At 43.2% G+C, this 21,247-nt stretch carries 17 protein-coding genes and 2 tRNA genes; 5 read left to right on the forward strand and 14 right to left on the reverse strand.

Translation table 11 applies throughout. The features are described from left to right. Positions 1–192: 192 nt before the first annotated feature. Together B5J93_RS03650 and B5J93_RS03655 are read left to right on the forward strand one after the other, a co-directional pair. Positions 193–519 carry a protein tyrosine phosphatase family protein gene (locus tag B5J93_RS03650; RefSeq protein WP_079324700.1) on the forward strand — a complete coding sequence of 109 codons (327 nt, stop codon included), beginning with the start codon at positions 193–195 and terminating at the stop codon, positions 517–519. A gap of 93 nt (positions 520–612) precedes the next feature. Next, complete coding sequence (locus tag B5J93_RS03655; protein WP_079324702.1) at positions 613–2,118, forward strand: anthranilate synthase component I family protein; 1,506 nt, start codon at positions 613–615, stop codon at positions 2,116–2,118. A 120-nt stretch (positions 2,119–2,238) separates the two neighbouring features. Here B5J93_RS03655 and B5J93_RS03660 read toward each other — a convergent pair whose 3' ends face one another. The 7 genes from B5J93_RS03660 to B5J93_RS03690 all read right to left on the reverse strand — a co-directional run bounded on the left by B5J93_RS03660 (position 2,239) and on the right by B5J93_RS03690 (position 9,342). Continuing rightward, entirely contained in the window at positions 2,239–3,132 is an 894-nt protein-coding gene (locus tag B5J93_RS03660) for a substrate-binding periplasmic protein (protein ID WP_079324704.1), read from the reverse strand. A gap of 727 nt (positions 3,133–3,859) precedes the next feature. Continuing rightward, positions 3,860–4,807 carry a ribose-phosphate pyrophosphokinase gene (locus B5J93_RS03665; protein ID WP_079324706.1) on the reverse strand — a complete coding sequence of 316 codons (948 nt, stop codon included), beginning with the start codon at positions 4,805–4,807 and terminating at the stop codon, positions 3,860–3,862. Positions 4,808–4,971: 164 nt separating this feature from the next. Further along, positions 4,972–5,047: transfer RNA gene (locus B5J93_RS03670), tRNA-Gln, on the reverse strand. A gap of 37 nt (positions 5,048–5,084) precedes the next feature. After that, positions 5,085–5,160: transfer RNA gene (locus B5J93_RS03675), tRNA-Gln, on the reverse strand. 108 nt (positions 5,161–5,268) lie between these two features. Continuing rightward, the gene (ispE, locus tag B5J93_RS03680; RefSeq protein ID WP_079324708.1) at positions 5,269–6,138 is read right to left on the reverse strand and encodes a 4-(cytidine 5'-diphospho)-2-C-methyl-D-erythritol kinase; all 870 of its coding nucleotides are present in this window, start codon (positions 6,136–6,138) and stop codon (positions 5,269–5,271) included. Between the two features lie 4 nt (positions 6,139–6,142). Then, on the reverse strand, positions 6,143–6,718 hold the full coding sequence (gene lolB / locus B5J93_RS03685; protein WP_079324710.1) for a lipoprotein insertase outer membrane protein LolB: 576 nt from the start codon (positions 6,716–6,718) through the stop codon (positions 6,143–6,145). 602 nt (positions 6,719–7,320) lie between these two features. Further along, positions 7,321–9,342 (reverse strand): tetratricopeptide repeat protein, encoded by a 2,022-nt coding sequence (locus B5J93_RS03690; protein WP_079324712.1) that lies wholly within the window; start codon positions 9,340–9,342, stop codon positions 7,321–7,323. A gap of 543 nt (positions 9,343–9,885) precedes the next feature. Between B5J93_RS03690 and hemA the strand changes: the two genes are divergently transcribed. Next, positions 9,886–11,220, forward strand: coding sequence for a glutamyl-tRNA reductase (hemA, locus tag B5J93_RS03695; protein ID WP_079324714.1), 1,335 nt, complete (start codon positions 9,886–9,888; stop codon positions 11,218–11,220). Between the two features lie 21 nt (positions 11,221–11,241). On the opposite strand, the gene B5J93_RS03700 is transcribed toward hemA, so the two are convergent. The 3 genes from B5J93_RS03700 to yaaA form a co-directional block, all read right to left on the reverse strand. Continuing rightward, a complete protein-coding gene (locus B5J93_RS03700; RefSeq protein WP_228144854.1) occupies positions 11,242–12,210 on the reverse strand; it encodes a regulatory protein RecX in 969 nt (322 codons plus the stop codon). Between the two features lie 4 nt (positions 12,211–12,214). After that, positions 12,215–13,273: a recombinase RecA gene (recA, locus tag B5J93_RS03705; protein ID WP_079324728.1), complete on the reverse strand. Its 1,059-nt coding sequence runs from the start codon at positions 13,271–13,273 to the stop codon at positions 12,215–12,217. A gap of 196 nt (positions 13,274–13,469) precedes the next feature. Continuing rightward, positions 13,470–14,252: a peroxide stress protein YaaA gene (gene yaaA, locus B5J93_RS03710; RefSeq protein WP_079324718.1), complete on the reverse strand. Its 783-nt coding sequence runs from the start codon at positions 14,250–14,252 to the stop codon at positions 13,470–13,472. 143 nt (positions 14,253–14,395) lie between these two features. On the opposite strand from yaaA, the gene B5J93_RS03715 reads away from it, so the two are divergent. After that, complete coding sequence (locus B5J93_RS03715; protein WP_079324720.1) at positions 14,396–15,466, forward strand: enoyl-CoA hydratase/isomerase family protein; 1,071 nt, start codon at positions 14,396–14,398, stop codon at positions 15,464–15,466. 543 nt (positions 15,467–16,009) lie between these two features. On the opposite strand, the gene B5J93_RS03720 is transcribed toward B5J93_RS03715, so the two are convergent. From B5J93_RS03720 to B5J93_RS03730, 4 genes are all read right to left on the reverse strand, one after another. After that, the gene (locus B5J93_RS03720; protein WP_079324722.1) at positions 16,010–17,569 is read right to left on the reverse strand and encodes a reverse transcriptase domain-containing protein; all 1,560 of its coding nucleotides are present in this window, start codon (positions 17,567–17,569) and stop codon (positions 16,010–16,012) included. A gap of 354 nt (positions 17,570–17,923) precedes the next feature. Further along, positions 17,924–19,465, reverse strand: a complete 1,542-nt coding sequence (locus tag B5J93_RS03725; protein ID WP_079324724.1) for a catalase — start codon at positions 19,463–19,465, stop codon at positions 17,924–17,926. A gap of 363 nt (positions 19,466–19,828) precedes the next feature. Then, positions 19,829–19,972, reverse strand: coding sequence for a hypothetical protein (locus B5J93_RS13460; RefSeq protein ID WP_156892306.1), 144 nt, complete (start codon positions 19,970–19,972; stop codon positions 19,829–19,831). A 179-nt stretch (positions 19,973–20,151) separates the two neighbouring features. Next, on the reverse strand, positions 20,152–20,895 hold the full coding sequence (locus B5J93_RS03730) for an epoxyqueuosine reductase QueH (protein ID WP_228144857.1): 744 nt from the start codon (positions 20,893–20,895) through the stop codon (positions 20,152–20,154). Positions 20,896–20,990: 95 nt separating this feature from the next. Here B5J93_RS03730 and iscX point away from each other — a divergent pair, with 95 nt between their 5' ends. Continuing rightward, positions 20,991–21,191, forward strand: a complete 201-nt coding sequence (iscX, locus tag B5J93_RS03735) for a Fe-S cluster assembly protein IscX (RefSeq protein WP_029103819.1) — start codon at positions 20,991–20,993, stop codon at positions 21,189–21,191. Positions 21,192–21,247 lie beyond the last annotated feature (56 nt).

Below are 21,247 nucleotides of genomic sequence, written 5' to 3' on the forward strand. Positions count from 1 at the left end.
AAATTGAAAATTGAAAATTGGAAAATAGTCCTGATTAAATTTTAATCAATTTTACATCCCTTATTCCAAAATTTTTAAAAGCACCCCAAATTTTAAAATTTTTTCATAAGCTTATGTCAAAATAGCATTGAATGCCCGTCTGTTTTTGGGTAAGATAAGTCCTATTATAAATCACCAAGTATGGGGAATCACATGCACACAAACATCACATTGTATAAACAAATCCACCCTTGTCAATGCCAAGCCTTGTCCGAGCTGGGTTTTAAGAGTTTGATAAATTTGCGTTTTGATGATGAGATGGCAGGTCAGCCCAAGACTGCCGAGTTGTGCCAAAGTGCCGAGCAGGTTGGCTTGTCCTATCGTCATTTGCCTGTGGATGGCGAGAGTTTGCACTTGGAGACGGTGACGGCATTTGCTCATCTGTTGTCTGATTTGCCCAAGCCTGTCATGGTGTTTTGTGGGACGGGCAGCCGTGCCAAACTCCTGTATCAGTCGGCAGTGGTGAGTGGGCTGATTTGATGATGACCGCCAAGTGAGAGCTTAGGCGGTTTTTTTTATTGTCTTTTGCCACGCATTTTGGGTTATAATAATAAAAATTTTTTAGGACTTGTCATGCTATCTTTATCCGACTTTCACGCTCTTGCCGAGCAAGGCTACACCCACATTCCGCTTATCAAAAAACGTCTCATGGACGATGCCACGCCTGTGTCGGTATTTGCCAATTTGCGTAAATTTTTTGCGTCCGCTTATCTGTTTGAATCGGTGGTGGGGGGTGAACGTTGGGCGAGATATTCTATGATTGGGCTGGGTTCGGACATTATTATCCAGTATCATGACGACAAGGTGGTGATAAAGGATGCTCGCAAGGACGAGACGACCACGCACGACACCGACCCATTTGATTTTATCCGCACCTTTATGGCGGAGTACAAAACCCCAAGCCAAAACGAAATGCCTGAGTTACCTGCATTTAGTGGTGGACTCGTGGGCTATTTTGGTTATGACATGATACGCGTGATTGAGCCGACTGTTGGCGTGTCAAACTCGCTCAATTCTTTGGCTTTGCCTGATATGTGGCTTACCCTATCATCGTCTGTCGTGGTGTTTGACAACTTAGAACACACTCTATCTATCGTGGTCTATGCGGACGTACAAGCCAAAGACGGCTACAAAAAAGCGGTCAAACAGCTTGATATTATTGAAAATCTGCTCTCGCACAAGCCTGATTTGACCGTTAAAAAACAGCCCCTACCGCATTTTGTCTCACAAACAGGACAAAACAAATTCTGCACAGACGTAAACCGCATTAAGGAATACATCAAGGCAGGGGACGTCATGCAAGTCGTCCCTGCCCAACGTCTGTCAGGCGAGTACAGTGGCGACCCATTGGCGGTATATCGGGCGTTGAGATACCTAAATCCGTCTCCTTATCTGTTTCTTATCCAAGGCGAGCTTGCCAATGATGAGCCGTTTCACATCGTGGGGGCGTCGCCTGAGATTCTCTCTCGCATTGAGACGGTGGGCGATGAGCGTAAAGTTACCGTGCGACCTTTGGCAGGCACTCGCCGTCGTGGCGTGGACATGGCAGAAGATTTGGCACTAGAAGCCGAGCTACTCTCCGACCAAAAAGAAATCGCTGAACATCTGATGCTCATTGACTTAGGGCGTAATGACATCGGCAAGGTGTGCGACATTGGCACGGTCAAGGTAACCGATAAAATGTTTATTGAACGCTACTCGCAGGTCATGCACATCGCAAGCAACGTAGAAGGCGTGGTGTCAGCTGATAAGGACGCCCTAGACGTATTTTGTGCAACTTTCCCAGCAGGCACGCTGTCAGGAGCTCCCAAAATCCGAGCCATGCAAATCATCGATGAAGTGGAGCCTGTTCGCCGTAGCGTGTTTGGTGGGGCGGTGGGCTATCTGGGCTGGGCGGGCAACATGGATACCGCCATTGCCATTCGCACCGCCGTACTAAAAGACGGGCAAGTCCATATCCAAGCAGGGGCAGGCGTGGTGGCGGACTCAGACCCTGTGGCAGAGTGGGACGAAACCAACAAAAAGGCATTAGCAATTGTCAAGGCGGTGGAAATGGCGTGTGGGGGGCTTGTAGTGTAGAGATTGTGAAAACTATTTACCAACCGACTTAATTAAACACTTATCCGGCACCTGACCGATTTACGCAAATCAATATCCTTAACCGCCCAAAAATTGAGCGGTTAAGGATATTGATTTATATTAATTCTTCAAAAGCTCTGCTGACGCTTCAACACCAAACCACTTTTCGTAAATCTTGGATAGTGTGCCGTCTTCTTTGATTTGTTTTAGACCAGCATCGATTTTGTCGGTAAGCTCTTTGTTGCCTTTTTTCATTACAAAGACATTACCACTTGCTTTTCCGTCCATTTTGGTAAGTTCATCAATGTTGATGTTAGCCAATTCTTTGTCAAAGGCAGGGTTTTCTTTCTTGATATTATTGGCGTAGTACAAAACAACATTGTTATCCTCAACGATGGCATCAACTTCACCTTTAAGAAGTGCTTGTACTGCCAAGAAAGAAGTTGGGTATTCTGCGATGTTCTCATTACCACCAGCCAATTCTACGGCTCTATCCTTGTGGTAAGAACCTTGTGGAATGCCAATTTTTTTGCCTTTAAGGGCGGCAAGAGAATTAACTGATGTATTGTCTTTTAGGTGGAAAACCGAAACTCGAGCATCTATGATAATCCCCGATAGGTCGTATGCAGCTGCACGCTCTTCAGACCAACCTGCCCCTGACCCAACAAGGTCATAAGTATCGTGGTTTAGGGGCTCAAAGATGCCATCCCAACCCATAGAAATCACTTCAACGTCAAACCCTTGTTTTTCGCCAATGGCTTTGATGACATCAATGTCATAACCAATAGCACTGCCTTTTTCATCTTTAAAGGCAAGTGGAGGCAGGGTGGAGTCAACCGCCATGGTGTAGACGACTTCTGTATTGGTTGTGGTAGATTGATTGGTAGTATCAGGGGCTTGTGTACTTGTTGCGGTCTCTGCAGGAGTTGAGTTGGTGGGTTCGCTGGGCTTATCACAGCCAAATAAAGCAAGAGATGAAGCGATGGTCAATGAAGTTAGAAGAGTGCGTTTCATAATAGAAGGCTCACAAAGAATAAAATATGAATAATTATAGTATTTGCATATGTACTGCACAAGTGTTTTTATTGAAAAACCAAAAATAAATGCCCTTTTATCCTTAATATGATTTATCTGAAAATGGTTATTGGTTTTATTTTTATCAATTGCAATTATTGGTAATGTCAAACCAATTTTTTTAATAAATAAAAAGACAAAATAATAAAATGATTTTTTTATTTATTTTGTTTTAAAAATGTTGTTATTATTATTTAATAAAATCAATGAGTTATCAAATTTCTATTAATTGTTATTTTTAAACATTAAGATATGGTATCGCTTAAAAGATGGATGGTTAATATTGCATTGAATAAATAGTATTTGGTAATGAATAAAATATATGCATTAAATATCACCACTATTTTTATATAATATAACATATCATCGAAAACGTCTTTTTCAAAAATAATGTTCCGCCTTGTGATGAAATAATGTGTTGGCAAGTTTGCATGGTTGTATTTGGTATTGTTTGACTGTCAGATGGTAAGATTTTCATGAAACTTTTTTTAAAATGTTATCAATGTTCAACATGCCCTAAAATGGCGAGCTGTAATGGTGGTTATTTATGGGTTGGGAGAAAAGCCAAGGTTAATGATTTTGTATCGGGGTAGTGATGGCGTGGAGAAGCTGCTGTTGAAAAACCCTCAACCAAAGTTGAGGGCTTGTCTAAATCTATCTGTGAATATTAATACTCAAACATCGCACTGATGGATTCTTCGTTATTGATACGACGCAGACTCTCAGCAATCATTGATGCGATGGTAACTTGACGGATTTTTGAGCAGGCTTTGGCTTCGTCTGTCAAAGGAATGGTGTCAGTAACCACAATCTCATCTAGGGCGGAGCTTGTGATGTTGTCTAGTGCCTTGCCTGAGAGTACAGGGTGCGTGATGTAGCCGACCACACGTTTTGCCCCTTTGTCTTTTAGGGCTTGGGCGGCTTTACACAGTGTGCCTGCGGTATCCACGATGTCATCGACGATGATGCAGTCACGCCCTGACACGTCGCCGATGATGTGCATGACTTCGGATTCATTGGCTTTGGCACGGCGTTTGTCGATGATGGCAAGGTCAACATCACCCAGTGATTTGGCGACGGCTCTGGCTCGCACCACGCCACCGACATCAGGGGAGACGACCATGATGTTCTCATAATTTTTTTGTTTTAGGTCGCTAAGTAGCACGGGCGTGGCGTATAGGTTGTCCACGGGTACGTCAAAGAAACCTTGGATTTGGTCAGCGTGCAAATCCACCACCATCACACGGTCAATGCCAGCGACGGACAGCATGTCTGCCACCACACGAGCCGAGATAGGCACACGAGCCGAACGGGGGCGACGGTCTTGGCGAGCATAGCCAAAATAAGGAATCACGGCAGTGATACGTCCTGCACTAGAACGGCGTAGAGCGTCCGCCAGTAGCACCACTTCCATCAGATGGTCGTTGGTCGGGGCACAGGTCGGTTGGAGGATAAAAACGTCTTTACCACGCACGTTCTCTTTAATCTCAACGGCAATCTCGCCATCAGAGAAGCGGGTAATATCAGACTTACTTAGGGGGATGTGAAGATGGTTGGCGACGGTTTGAGCAAGTTCAGGATTGGCACTTCCTGAAAAGACGGCCATATATGACATGAAAAAAATCCTATGGTTGGGACAGTGGGGTTAGCAAGATTATTTTACCATTTTTTACCATCATTGCAAAGACTCAAACGCGGTAAAATAGCAATGTGTAAACAACAAACGTAAAAAAACCAGTCTTTCAACTGGCTTTTTTACTCTTCTCAACCAAAAGAAGATGGCAGAGGCGGCTGGACTCGAACCAACGGATGTCAGGATCAAAACCTGATGCCTTACCAACTTGGCGACGCCCCTATAAAGTGTGATAAATTTTTTAAAAATTTACAGAAAATGGCAGAGGCGGCTGGACTCGAACCAACGGATGTCAGGATCAAAACCTGATGCCTTACCAACTTGGCGACGCCCCTATATAGGCGGACAATTATACCGAAAAATTAAAATTATGCAAGGGTTAATTTTTAAAATTTTAAAATAAATTGCTAAGTATTTGAAATTTATCAATTTAAAATGCCCATTTAGTAAAGTCCCCGAGCAAAGAGTGCAGGGCAGGGGGCATTGTCTATCAAGTGGTTGATGGCGGTGTCATTGAGCTTATAGGGAATGGGTAAAAACACCGCCGAACCTGTGCCACTCATGCGTGCCTTGGTGCCAATCTTGTGCTCTAAGTCACACAGATAGCCAAAGGCATGGGCGACTTTGGCAGAGCGTGCCAGCACCAGCGGGGTAAAGACGTTGGTAAATAAGGCATTATCGCCAAAGAAGTTGGCACCCGATAGGGCGTGATGGCTATACACAGGGCAGTCCCGTTTGAGCTCATCACAGCCGAATAGCGTGGCGGTGCTGACGTGTTCATTAGGCAGTAACACCAGATAGCCACAGTCGGGTAAGTCAATGGCACTTAGTATCTCGCCAATGCCCGTGGCGATGGCGGAGGTTTTGTGAAAATGGGCAAAAATAAAAAACGGCACGTCTGCCCCAAGGCTCGCCCCAATCTTGATAAGCTCATCGGCAGAGAGCCGAAGTCCCCACAGCTCGTTGATGGCGATGAGCGTGGTCGCGCAGTTGGACGAACCCCCGCCCAGTCCTGCCCCTGTGGGGATGTGCTTTTCTAGGACGATTTGGACGGATGAGGCATAAGCAGGATAGCGTTTGGCTAGGGTCTCGACCGCCTTGACGATAAGGTTGTCATTGATGTCGTCGGTCAGCTCATCTGCCCCTATCAAGGTCACAAGCTTTTGGCTCGTGGACGTGCGAAAAGAGAGCGTGTCGCCAAAATCGATGGCGGTAAAAACGCTTTGCAGATGATGATAACCGTTGTTCGCCCTGCCAGTGATGTGCAAAAACAAGTTGAGTTTGGCAGGCGAGAATAAAGTAAGCTGACTCATGATATCAATTCGGATAAACGATGGTCATCACCACACGATGTCCGTCGGTGTGATTGATGATAAGACGGCTGGGACGTGGGCTGTTTTTGGGGTATTCAAAACTGGCTGTCCAGTCGTCATTGGTGCTTTGGGTGAGCCTGCCTTGCTCGTCCTGCTGACTGTCGGTGTCGCCTTGGGCGGTTTTGCCGACAATCCAGTGGGGCAGATGACTGATGGGGGCGTGCCATCCTGTGGCTTTTTGGAGCAACTCTTCGGGGCTGTCTGCCTGTATCTCGCCTTTGTCGTTGGTGAGTGTGGCTTGCTGTCCGTCATAGCGGATTTGGGTTGCCCCCATGCCAAACGCCCCTGTTAGGTCAATGGCAAAGCGCTTATCTTCTTGCCCCCAGTTATAAAAAGCACTGCCTGCCTGTTTGCCGTTGGCGGTGTTTGTGGTGATACCGATTTTACCCATGATGGCAAAGCGTAGGACATCATCATGAACCTGCTCGCTGATGACAGGGGCGGTCTTGGGCAGGGTTTGGCAAGCGGTGAGTGAGCCTGTGGCGATTAGGGTAAGGATAAGGGGGCGGATAAATTTCATGAGCTTCCTGATGATTAAATGGTAAATAATGATGAGTAAAGAATTAGGGTGTGTTGAATATTGGTATTTGCCATGAAAAATGAGAAAAATCGCACGTTTTTCAAGGAAAAAACTTGAGATTGATAGTTATTCTATCAAGCCAAGTTTTTGACGCAGAAAAACAAGATTTAGCCATTTTTCATGCAAAAATAGATTGAAACGTTAAATTTTCATCTTATTTTATAAAAATGTTATCAATGTTCAACACGCCCTAATGAATAATGAGTGCTAAAGAGTTTTTAAAAGTTATTTAAAACAAAGATTGGGCTAAATACAAGATGTTACTTAATTCTCCACTTAAAATGGTAACTTATTGATTGTCCCATAATTATTTTTTTGGATTGTAGAGGTGAATCGTATTCGCCCTTGATAAATTAATCATTTATATAAAGTTGAGAATGGGACATAAGTTGTCTTTTGCTTAAATGATGGTTAAAAAGATTTTTCTAAAGTTGTTTAACAGTTGTTTAAGAGTTAATTTAATAAGGCATTGTCAAATAAAAATACATGTTAAAATTTGGATATATAGGGCAAATCATTTATCCAAAAATCATTCCCAAACCCTAATATTCCTGCACTTCCTGTCCTGTCCGATTTTGTCCAAAGGCAAAGCGGTTTTGTAGGTCGGCAAGCAGGCGATCGACCTTATCAGACTCGCCAAGCCCTTGGTAGGCACGCAGTAGGGTTATGCCTGCGTTTAGGTCGGGGGCGACTTCATAGGGCATTTCTAGGTAGTCCAGCACCGCCCGATAGTTGCCCTGTGATAGGGCGTGATTGCCAAGTACGATAAGAGCTTCAAGCTGTAACTGTGGGTCGTAATTGGGGTCGTCCGAGCTGATTTGGGCAAGGCTCATCGCCTCTTCGAGTGCTGATAGGTCGTTGGGGTTTTGGCTTAGGCGAAGTTTGATGTCAGCTAGACGATATGTAGGGTTCATGCGGTCAAGCTCCAAGAGCTTATCGATGGCAAAGCGTTTGTCATCATCGCTAAGCTCATTTTGCAAAAGCTGAAAACTGGCAAAGAGCAGGCGGTCATCATCGGGATATTCACGATTGGCGACGGTAAGCAGGTTTTGGGCTTCGGTTTTTTTGTCTTGACGTAGCAAAATCTCGGCATGAAGCAGATAGCTGTCAATGGCATAAATCTCAAAGTCATCACGCAGTCGCACCAAAGTGGCAATCGCTTTGTCCACGTCATCTTTGGCAAGATAGTAGCCGACCACTTTGGTGCGAGCGTCTAACACATGCTCGTAGTCTTTGACCTTTTCATAATGCTCTTTGGCAAGGGTAAGGTTGCCCGAGCGTTCGTAGCTGATGGCAAGGTAGTAATTGGCACGGCTATTAAAGGCAGGCACGTCAAGCAAGGGGGTCAAGACCGTACGGGCATTTTCATATTTGCCGATGTCTAGCCCGACCAAGGCGGTCAGCAGGGCAACATCGGGGTCTTTGGTTTGACGGTTTGCCACTTGTAGTAAATCCCACGCCCGTCCAAGCTGACCCATGTCTATCTCATGGCGAATCTCGTACAGGTGTAGCTCTTTGATGGTGGGCAACTCCTTGACTTTTTGGCGGATAAACGCCCACATGGCGGACTCTTGTCTGCTCTCTTTTAGGATGTCGATTTTTAGGGTGATAAAGGCAAGGTTATCGGGTTCATCTTCTAGGGCTTTGTTGATGTAAGCCAAAGCAGGGGCGTAGTCTTGTAGGCGTAGCAAAAGACCTGCTCGCAGTACTGATAGCGATGGATTGTCGTCTTCCATGGTTTGCAGGGCGGTAAAAAGCTGTCGCTGTTCGTCAGGGTTTTGTGGAAAAATCCCTGTCAAAATCCCCGTCAAATCTGCCTTTTCATCATCATCTAAAATCATCGCCAGCATGGTACTGGCTTCATGATAGTCGCCTGCTTTTAGAGCCAGATGGGCGACATAGAACCACGCAGGGATATGCTCAGGGTTTTGGCGTTGCCACGCCCGAGCAAAGGCAAGCGACTGTTCGGGGGTCTCGTACTCGATGGACAGTGCCAATGCACGCTCAAAGACGGCTGTGGCATTGGCGGTAAAGCTCTCAGCTTTATAGATGGTCAAAGACTCACCAATCTGCCCCCTATCCACGCCAAACTCAGCCGACAGCAGGGCGTACAAATCAGGATAGCCAAGCATGGGCGTGCTGTCGTGGGCGTTTAGGATGTCATCAAAGATGATGTCGGGGATGTCTACCGTGTCGGCATTGGGCAGGTAATCATCATCGGTGCCGTCATCAATATACTCGCCATGCTCTTCTATGTTAGGCTCATCACGCTCATCGGGTGTAGATGGGGCGATAGGTGCAAAGGCAGGTTCTGCCGTCTGTGGCATGCCTTCACTGGTGTCTTTATTGGTGTCTTGGGGTGGATTATCGCCAAGACTGCGGTCATCATCATAAAAGGGCAGGAGAATTTTTAGCAATGAGTCAAAAACCCCTGCCTGTGCCGTGGACATGGTTTTCTCGGCAAGGGGCAGAAGTGCCAACACGCACAGCACTAGGATGAGGCGTTTTTTATAAGTGGGCTTAGTTCTCTGATGAGATCGCCCAATATTTGGCGTTGCACTCATGATAAAAATCGATGGATAAAGTGCCTTATTATAAGACGAAATACCAAAAAGTTGCAATGTTTTGAAACAATTTTAATGTAAAAATTACCAAAAACATTGGTACAAATTAAGTGTAGTATAGCAATAGAATAAATCTGTACAATAATTCATCAATTTTATATGCAGGCAAAAAAAGACCCACTGAAGGAGGGGCAGTGGGTTGAGGAAAGGGGTTATGATTATTATTGTTATGTTATTCTAAATGGGGATGGGGTGGATTTTTTCAAGGATAAAAAAGGAAAAGAGTGATAATTTTTAAAACTCATCATATCCTAACCTAGGATTGTTTGTGGGTTGGGTTTTGAGGAGTGGAGCGTGTTTTAAATAGGTGTATTTTAACATAAGAAAATCACCTATTTAAAACGATTGATTTTGTCAAAGTGTGTGTTTTGATTGAAAAGTTTCATAAAAACCCCCATTTTTTGTGTGTTTTTGGCAAATGGTGTTATAATAATCCGTTTCATCATCTGTCCGTTTATTTTTACCTACCAAATATAGCCTGTCATGAAATTAGCCGTCATCGGAGTTAATCACAAAACCGCCCCTGTCGCCCTGCGAGAGCGGTTGTCTTTTGGCTCGGATTTGCCACAGGCGATTATTGACATTCGCCGTCTTGATGAGTCGGTCTCGGGGGCGGTCATCGTCTCTACTTGCAACCGCAGTGAGATTTATGTGGGGTTTGACGATGAGTGGCAAGCGGTCGCTGACGATGATGATGTGAGCGCGCAGGCGGGGCGAGTGCGGTCGTGGCTTGCCGAGTTCAAGGGCGTGGCACTAGATGACATTTCGCCTTTTTTGTACATTTATGAAAATAACCGTGCGTTGAACCACTGGCTTCGTGTGGCGTCAGGGCTAGACTCAATGATACTGGGCGAGCCACAGATTCTGGGGCAAATCAGACAAGCGGTGTCGCAGTCGCAGGCAGTGAGTGGGGTGGGCAGTGATTTTCATTGGCTCACTCAGCAGATTTTTGCGTCAGCACGCAGTGTCCGCCGCGACAGTAAGGTCGGACAGCAGGCGGTGACGTTAGGGTTTGCAACCGCCAAACTGGTCACGCAGATATTTGACAAGCCAGAGAATACCACGCTACTCATGGTGGCGGCAGGCGAGATGAACCGCCTTGTCGCTCATAACGTGGCAAGCCTTGGCATGAAAAATATCATCATTGCCAATCGCAGTCCACAGCGTGCCGAACTACTCAAAGATGAGCTGGTGCAAATGGCACAAAATGCAGGGCGGTCGGTGCATGTTGAGTGCGTGGGGCTAGATAGTCTCGGGCAGGTGCTAAGCCGTGCCGATGTGGTGAGCAGTTGTAGCGGTAGCATGGAGACGCTGATTAGCACAGAGATGGTCAAGCACGCCCAAAAGGTGCGTCGTCATCGCCCGTTGCTACTGGTGGATTTGGCAGTGCCACGAGACATCGACCCTGCGGTGGGCGGATTTGATGATGTCTATCTGTATTCGGTGGATGACTTACAGCATGTCATCGCAGGTAACCTAGAAGAGCGAAAACAAGCGGCGGTAGAGGCGGAGCTGATGGTCAGTCAGCTGACCCTAAGTATCGAGAGTCAAATGCAACTGCTGTCCGCCAAACGTTATATTGCCGATTATCGCATGATGGCAAACGAGCATAAAAGCCGACTGTTATCGCATGCCAAACACCGTCTGGCACAGGGTGATGACATGATGACGGTGCTAGATGAATTTGCTCATCGCCTAACCAATACGCTCACGCACTCGCCGTCACGACTCATTCGCACCGTTGCCACACACCAAGATTCACAGCTTCTAGAAGTGGTAGGGGTAGGGCTGATGGATTACCGTGATAGGCAAGTCTGACTACTTTACTCAAAATCACCTTTATTCAAAATCCCCCAAATTCATCTTTAACGCATCAAAACACACACCCATCTCAAAGCCCCGATACTGCAAAAATCGCAGTTGGCGGGCTTTTTCTTTGGGGTCTTTTGGGATTGTGTCGCCATATTTTTTACAGCGAGCTTCTACGGCAAGTTTGAGCCAGTCTATCTCATCGTCCCTGTCATCACCCTTGTTGTCATCGTCCAAAATCGTGCCGTCCGCCACACTATCCACATCACTCATGGCGATAAGTTCATCTATACTGCCAAACGCCTTGACATCAAGCCCTGCTTTTTTTAGGCTATCCGTCAGATACCGCACGCCACGCCCTTTGCGTACCGCTTCACGCACGAGCATGGTCGCACAGCGTGTGTCGGACTGATAACCTTTTTCGGCAAATTCATCAAGCAAGTCATCCACCGTCTGTGGGTCGCAGTCTTTGGCGATGAGTTTGGCTTTGAGCTCGTAGCGTGATAATTCTTTTTTGGATAAATAATAAAACGCAAGCCAACGCAAATAGCGAGTTTCTTTGTCGGGAAGTTGTAATTTTTCAATCTCCACTTGGCTTAATAATTTTAAAGAATTATCATCAAGCACCGTTTGACTGTCGTCTTTTAATAACAAACCTACCGCAGACGGCTGATTATCGCTTGTTTGGGAGTTGCGTTTGCGTGTGGGTGTTGGCGTATCGGTTTGGGAGTTGGAATTTTGGGTGTTTTTAACTGTTTTTTTAGATTTTTTAAAAGATTGTTTGGCAGGGTCGGTTAAACCTTTTGGTTTATCAGATAAAAAATTATCATCGGATTGTTTGTTGCTGTTTTTATCGTTCGTTTTATCCGCTTTTTTGGTATTTTTATCGTCCGTGCTATCGCTGTTATTACTCTTTTTATCAAAAGTTTTAGCAGACACAGGTTGTCCTATGTCTGCCAAAATGTCATCTAAGGTTTGTATTTTTATGGGTTTGACCATAAAATTAGTCGTCCATGCCTTCGATATATTCAGGCACTTCGCCATCATCATCGCTGGGGGCGACTGGCACGACATTGGCAAGTTTTAGCTCACGGATTTTGGCTTCAATCTCTTGGGCAATGGCTGGATTTTCCGCCAAAAATTGACAGGCATTGGCTTTGCCTTGACCGATTTTTGAGCCTTCATAGCTGTACCATGCCCCTGATTTACCCACGATGTCAAGGCCTGCCCCGATGTCCACAATCTCACCCAAGCGGTTAATGCCTTCGCCATACATGATGTCAAATTCGGTTTGGCGGAACGGGGGAGCCATTTTGTTTTTGATGACCTTGACACGGGTTTCAGAACCGATGATTTCTTCTTTGTCCTTGACCGAGCCGATACGGCGAATGTCTAGGCGGACAGACGCATAAAATTTCAAGGCATTACCGCCTGTGGTTGTTTCAGGTGAGCCGAACATTACGCCGATTTTCATGCGGATTTGGTTGATGAAAATCACCATACAGTTAGAGCGTTTGGCGTTGCCTGTGATTTTACGCAAGGCTTGGCTCATCAGACGTGCTTGCAGACCCATGTGGCTATCGCCCATTTCGCCTTCAATCTCAGCTTTTGGGGTCAAGGCAGCAACCGAGTCCACCACAATCAAATCCACCGCCCCAGAACGCACAAGCATGTCCACGATTTCAAGGGCTTGCTCACCGTTGTCGGGCTGAGATACCATAAGTTCGTTCAAATTTACTCCCAATTTTTTGGCATAAATGGGGTCTAGGGCGTGTTCTGCGTCAATGAACGCACATTTTCCGCCTTGTTTTTGGCATTCGGCAATCGTTTGTAGGGTGAGCGTGGTTTTGCCCGAGCTTTCAGGCCCGAAAATCTCAATGATACGCCCCTTTGGCAAACCGCCAATCCCCAGAGCAATGTCCAGCCCAAGCGAGCCTGTGGAAATCGTCTCGACATCTACCTTGATAGACTCATCGCCCAGATTCATGATGGTGTTTTTGCCGAACGCCTTTTCAATCTGAGCCAATGCCATTTGCAACGCTTTTTCTTTATTGCCTTCAATGTTTTCGTCTTTTTCTTTGGGTGCTTTTGCCATAAGAATTACCTTTTTTCAACTAAAATTAATGTGATAAAATAACTAAATTTACAACCAAAATTTCGCCTATTTTAGCACTTTTTTGGGCAAAGTGGCGGTAATTTTTGCGTTGTTACAATAAATAATTGTTAATTTAAATTAAATAATTTATTAAAAAATACTGTTAAATCTGTTCATCTCGTTTAAACACCCATTCATCATCACTGCTTGCTTTTTCGTCAAAATAATAACCGTCCATGTCAAAGTCTTTTAGCTCATCGGGGTTTGTGATTTGATTTTTTGCACAAAAATTCATCATCATGCCACGGGCTTTTTTGGCGTAGAAACTCACGATTTTATATTGCCCGTTTTTTTGGTCTAAAAATTTGGGCGTGATAATGTCGGCGTTGATTTTGGCAGTATTAACCGCTTTAAAGTATTCATTGGAAGCAAGATTTATCAATACATCAGAACCGCTGTTTTTGATATTATGATTTATCACATCAGTAATCTCATCGCCCCAATAGCCGTATAAATCATCGGCGTGGGGTGTTTTTAATTTCGTACCCATTTCTAGCCGATAAGGTAGCATATTATCCAAAGGCTTTAAAATGCCATATAACCCTGATAAAATCCCTAAATGCTGATTTAAATATAAAATCTCATGGGTGTTTAATGAATAAGCGTCCAATCCTGCATAAACATCACCGTCAAACAGATAAATGGCAGGCTTTTTATTATCATCAAAAGGATAAGTCCAATTTTGGTTGCGGACGACATTTAATTCGGCGATTTTTGCAGATACGCCCATAAGCTCTTGTAAGTCTATCACGTCTTTATTTTTTAGGGTTTTCATTAACTCTATGGCGTGATTGATAAGCATGGGTTCGCTTAAATGGCTATCTACATTAAATGGAATGGCGGTTTTTTCATCTAGGTTTTTGGCAGGGGATATTAAACAATACATGATATTTTCCAATGATTAAATGAGTTTAAAAGATAAAAAGATTATAAAATAACTGGTGCAATTTTTCAATTTAAAAATATTGATTTGACGGTTTAAATTTGTTATATTAAATCCTTATTTTCAACCATTAAAAGGAATTTCTCATGACTGACACGATTTTGGCACGCCTAGCCCCAACCGTTCACGGCAAACACATCGGCATCATTACGCTCAACAACCCCAAAGCCCTAAACGCCCAAAACCTAGATATGGTCAAAGCCACACGCACACACCTAGATACATGGGCAGATGATGACAGCGTGGCGGTCGTGGTGCTACACGGCATAGGCGACAAAGGGCTGTGTGCAGGGGGCGACATCAAGGCACTCTATGGCGGAGCGAGTGGCACGACTGCTCACGACTTTTTTACTCACGAGTATGGGCTTATGCACGACATGCACACCTATGCCAAGCCCATTTTGGCGTGGGGGCATGGCATCACGATGGGCGGTGGCATGGGACTGTTTACGGCATCTAGTCATAAGGTTGTTACCGCCAGCACGCTCATGGCAATGCCTGAGGTGTCCATTGGGCTGTTTCCTGACGCAGGGGCATCGTACTTTTTAAATCATTTGGCGGGTAAGATAGGGCTATTTTTGGGGCTGACAGGGGCAAGATTTACAGGGGCGGACGCTCATGCGTTTGGCGTGGCGGATTTTGCAATCGGTCATGATAGATTTGATGACGTGCTAAGTCGTATTTGTCAAATTGATTTTAAGGATAATCATACCAATCATCATTTATTATCCGCTTGTTTAAATGAATTTCATGATAAATCGATATTGGGCGAGAGCATTTTATTAAAGTCATTTGATGAAATCAATCATCTGATGAATCAAGGCGATTTATTAGCGATTGACAATGCTTTAATGAATTATCAAGGCGATGATGATTTTATTAAATCCGCCATAGACATTTATAAAAATGGCTCGGATACGACAAAGGCGATTACCTTTAAAATTTATCATGATTTAAAAACGACCAAAAAAGACTTTTCTTTAAAACAAGTCTTTGATTTAGAAACGGTCGTGGCGACACATTGTGTCAATCACGGCGATTTTAAAGAAGGGGTGCGTGCATTACTTATTGATAAAGACAAAAACCCCAAATGGCGATATACGCTTGCTGATATGCCTGTGGGGTATATTGATGAGTTTTTTGGGGAGTTTGTTTAAATGGATTTATAGAGAAATCCGCTTTTTTATAAAGCGGATTTTATTTACTGCCCCGCTTGTGAGCAGACATAATCAAAGTTTGCTCTCGCCTGCCCTATAAGGAATCACTCTGTACCAGTCTTTTGAGGGATAAATGGATACATAACCTTCATAACTGTCTGCATTGTTGCCTTGCTTGTTATAATGAATGATATTATCAAAGTCATTTTTACGAGCAACGCAGTCATAATGATTAAGAATTTTTGTTTGCCAGTAGCTTTTACCGTCTAAATTTTAGATAGTTTTTATCCACACACTAACATATTACCCACCGCCTGTAAAAGACTTGACACGCACGCTGTCTTTGTCTAAATACTCTTTAAAGTTATTGGTTTCGTCCGTTTAAACCCAATTACTAGTAAAAGCAGGTGTAGCAAGCATTAGGACGATACATAGATATTTTCTCATAAAAACTCCTGTTAAAAATATATACAAAAAAATTTTCTATTATATTGATATAAAGAATAATTATTTAAAATTTTTTTTAAAATAAACTTCATAAGCCTATTTCTTAATTTTAGTATTGAGTATTTTCCAATGTCTTCTAACTTGATGGCGAATTTTATTAGATTGCATGATTTCTGCCGAATTGTAAGCATAACCTAAAAAATTACCCCAAATCTGACGCTGAAAAACCCATTTATCTTTTGTATTTAATTGTCTAATGTATCTTTTTGATTTCTTTTTACCGAGATATGAATATCTATCATGTAATCGATTGATAAATAGCCTGCCTTTCGTATCATTTTGAATTCTTTTAGAGTAATATTTACAGCGTTTAACGCCTTGACTCATTTTTATATAATACTGTGCTAAAGCTTGATTTTTGAGATAGATATTTACACCATCAAAACTAAATCCTAAGTATTCAAATTTTTTGTTTGAGCTATTTTTATTAATTTGACCACCCAACTCTTGCAGACACTTAATGCTATTATTTTCTTTAAAAAAATAAAATATTTGGGTTTTTTCTTGTTTAATATTTAACTTGGTAATTTTAGATATTGAATCTTCTAATAATACCAATATCTCATTTTTAAGAGAGCTATTACAAACAATCACAATATCATCAGAATATCTCTTATATATTCCGCCAAGTTTCTGTACTTCTTGATGAATATAGGTATCAAAATTAATCATATAAATATTTGCTAAAGTTGCACTAATAGCAGAGCCTTGGCAAATACCTTTATGTAATTTTTGTTTTATATTTTTATGCTTTTGACTATAGATAAATCCTTTGCTTCGAATATATCTAAGGTCTTTTAGTTCACAAAAAGCCACTGCCTCTTGCGAATATAGATGCGTAATTTTTTTAATTGATTTTTGTTTGTATTTTCCTTCATGATTTAGAATAATTTTCTCTTTAAATAATTCAAATATTTTTTTATAATCTATGTATGAAAACTGAGTAATTGCCTTATAGACATTATAATGGTCTTTGGGTAGAGTGTCGTTTTCTTTTAATCCTAGCACGCTTTTCCAGGCATTTTTCAATAAGGCGTGGTCAAGATTATCAAAAAATCCCTCTATATCTACTGCGATGACTGTCAGTTCTTCTTGTTGTGCACGGTGTTTTATAACATCAAAAACTTCCTTGGCAAAATCTATATTGCATTTACCCGAACCATCTACTGTAGTTATTTTTCTATAAGCAGTTACCACATCGCCAAGATTGTTTTGATTTAACTGTTTTTCGTAATGAATCTGCAAAAGATAAGCATAATAAGCAAAAATATTAGCATCCCAATGATTGGCATAATAAATATCACGCACCTTGGGTTTTAGGCGTACACGCTTACCATTGTGTAATATATTGCCGTCTTGGTCATACTGTTTGCGAAATTTAGGCGTGATTATTTGTGTATGAATGAAAGGACAAAACGCATGTTTGGCTATTTTTTCAGGATTGGTAATATAGCGAATTACTTGATTTTTGCTTTTAGAAGTGATTGGCAATCCGATATGAGGGTATCTTTTTAGTTTAAACCAAGAGGGGTCTTTGATTTTTTTTGATTTCATAATTGTTGCAGAATAAAAAATGAAAGTAGGCGGAGTACGCATAACAGCCAGTAAGTGCACCTTACGCTTCTATCAGAAGAAGCACCCCAATTGTAGAATAATAATACTATGTATCATCAAATCAAAGGATATAAATATGCTAAGTTTCAATGCATTCACAGCAATTAACATCATAAAGCAGTTGACATTTCTGTCCAAGTGCTTTATAAAAGCTATCCGCACTGACATATTCAGTACGCAAACCCAAGATGGGCAGTTGAATTGGCAAACTTAACTGACTTGCTACCTACTTTCAAGGTAAATTTTACTACACCAAAAAAATTTTTGCAAGGAAAAACCACCCATTAAGAGTGGTTTTATTTTAACACATTTTACGCAACATATTTTTAAATACTTTTACGCAAAATCTTTGGGATTTAGACAACTCGCCAAATGCTTGGCAGGGTCGGTGTCATACGCCTTAATGGCATCTTCTACCGTCATGCCTAACGCCTTGGCAACACCCATGCCATAATCAGGGTGGCAGGCGTGGCAGTTACGGATATGGCGGTATTTGATGAAGTCCAACGCATCGCCCATTGCCCCTGCGGTGTTGTCAAACAGGGCTTGTTTTTGCTCATCAGTCATAAGATTAAACAAGGCTCGTGGCTGGCTAAAATAATCACTGTCATCTTCACGAAAATCCCACTGCTTGGCATCGCCACTGATTTTTAGGGGTGGCTCGGCGTACTGGGGCTGTTCTTGCCATTGTCCAAAGCTGTTTGGCTCATAGTGCGGACGTCCGCCATAGTTGTCGCCCACTCGCCCTTGACCGTCTCTGTGGTTTGAGTACACAGGGCAACGTGGGGCGTTCACAGGGATTTGGTTGCGGTTTACACCCAAGCGATAACGCTGTGCATCGGCATAGTTAAATAGACGAGCTTGTAGCATGCGGTCGGGCGATACGCTGATACCAGGAACCAAGTTGCTTGGGGCAAAGGCGGATTGTTCAACATCTAAGAAGAAGTTTTCTGGGTTTTTATTAAGTTCAAATTCGCCCACTTCAATCAAAGGATAGTCGCCTTTTGGCCAAACTTTGGTTAGGTCAAATGGGTGATAAGGCACTTTATCTGCATCTGCTTCTGGCATGATTTGAACGTACATTTTCCATTTTGGGAAATCGCCACGTTCAATGGCATCAAACAAATCACGCTGATTGCTCTCACGGTCTTTGGCGATGACCGCTTCGGCCTCGCTATCGGTTAGGTTTTGGATGCCTTGCTGGGTGCGAAAATGGAATTTGACCCAAAAACGCTCATTATCAGCATTGATAAAGCTATACGTATGCGAGCCAAAGCCGTGCATATGGCGGTAAGACTTAGGAATGCCACGGTCGGACATGACAATGGTAACTTGGTGGAACGCTTCGGGCAGTAGTGTCCAAAAATCCCAATTGTTGGTGGCACTACGCAAGTTGGTTTTGGGGTCTCTTTTGACCGCTTTGTTTAGGTCGGGAAATTTTCTTGGGTCACGCAAGAAGAATACAGGCGTGTTGTTGCCAACCATGTCCCAGTTGCCTTCTTCGGTGTAAAATTTTAGGGCAAAACCACGAATATCACGCTCAGCGTCCGCTGCTCCACGCTCGCCTGCTACGGTGGTAAAACGGGCGAACATTTCGGTTTTTTTGCCGATTTCGCTAAAAATCTTGGCACGGGTATATTTGGTGATGTCATGCGTTACGGTGAACGTCCCGAACGCCCCTGAGCCTTTGGCGTGCATACGGCGTTCTGGAATGACTTCACGGGCAAAGTCGGCAAGTTTTTCGTTCAGCCACAAATCTTGGGCAAGTAGGGGGCCTCTGGCACCTGCGGTCAATGAGTTTTGGTTATCGACAACAGGGGCTCCGTTGCTCATGGTAAGCGGTGTGCCTGAGTAGGGGCATTTTGGGGTATCAGTCATGATAAATCCTATGGTTAGGGTGTGTTACGATATCAAAGTATGACAGAATAAGTATAACAAAGAACGGCATGCTTGTCGGTTAGCGTATGTAAACAACACAAATGACACTCATTGCTAGCTTGGATTGCTGGCTTGAACTTTGCTGCTGCTTGGTTTGTCAATCTATGGAGCTATTATAGGCAGGATTGATGATTTGGTAAATTATAATAATTTGATGTTTTGATTTGATTTTTTAAATTGAAAAAACTTGATGAATTCTAAATGATGATTGATAAAATTTATTGTGATTTAAAAATCACAACAATCCAATACGGTTGAAAACCAAACCGCTAGAAGCTAAGACGAGTCATCATAAGAGCCCAATTAGTCTAGCTTACGACTGCCAAATACCAAACTTACCCCCGCCAACGCTCCCCATAAGCTGTTGCCCTGCCAAATCGCCATGCCAAAAAACAGCACAGCAAGCAAAATGGCGGTTGGATAAATGTGATAATTGCTGATGGTCATGATGATTTCCTATTATCATAAAAATTTAATTCATCATAACACGACATTCATCAGTTAAAATAATTTTGTGTAATTGAATTATTAATAAGTTTTATAAATAAGCAATTTATGTAAGTGATGTAAACAAAAAGACGCAAAAAAGACCGTCATCAAACGGTCTTTTGGTCTTAATGGCTTATTTACTCATCATCACCATAATATTTCACCCCGATTTTAATGGGTTCACGCCCTTGGCTACGGCGAAAATTATTGGTATCACGGAGCGAATAAGCACAGCCACAGTATTCTTGTTGATAAAAATGCTCACGCTTGCTAATCTCAATCATACGGCTACTGCCACCGCCTTTACGCCAGTTAAAATCCCAATAATCAAGCCCTTCATAAGGGGCGACGGCACGGTGTCCGCAGTCGTTGATTTGAGCCATGTTTTTCCAGCGGCTGATGCCAAGCGAGCTTGTCATCACAGGAAAGCCATGCTCATGGGCGTATAGGGCGGTGCGTTCAAATCGCATGTCAAAACACATGGTACAGCGTCTGCCACGCTCGGGGTCTTGCTCCATGCCTTTGGCACGAGCGAACCAATTATCCATGTCATAGTCAGCATCAATGAACGGTATGCCGTGCTTTTCGGCAAAAGCGATGTTCTCGTTTTTGCGAATCTCATACTCTTTTTTGGGGTGAATGTTGGGGTTATAAAAATAAATGGTAAATTCAATCCCGCTGGCAAGCATCGCCTCCATGACCTCGCCTGAGCAAGGGGCGCAGCATGAGTGTAATAGCACTTTTTTGTGTCCGTTTGGCGGGGTCAAAATCTCACGGTCAATCGGCGTTAGGTGCGGATTGGTGGGGTCGGCTTTGGCGATTTGTGGTTTGCCTTTTTTTTGCCCGTTTTGGGTTTGGGGGTTGTGGGTCTGTACGCTCATAATTTAACAATGATAAATAAAAATGGCGGTTATTATAGCATTGATTAAAAAATTTTGTTAAAATTTGCGTGAATTTGTCTTTAAAAAGGTTTTTTATGAAACTCAACTGGCACGACAGCTTAGACATCGCCATTGCCCTTGCCGAAAAGCACCCCGATGTAGACGTACAATATATCCGCTTTACCGACTTGCACCGCTATGTGTGCGAGCTTGACGACTTTGTGGGCGAACCTGACAAATCCAATGAAGCGATATTAGAAGCCATTCAAATGGCGTGGCTTGATGAGCTTGATTGATAATTTAGATAATTTAAAAGATAACTTAAAAGATAATTTATACCCCACTCTCAACT

This window comes from Moraxella equi (assembly GCF_002027555.1).
Taxonomy (GTDB): Bacteria; Pseudomonadota; Gammaproteobacteria; order Pseudomonadales; family Moraxellaceae; genus Moraxella; species Moraxella equi.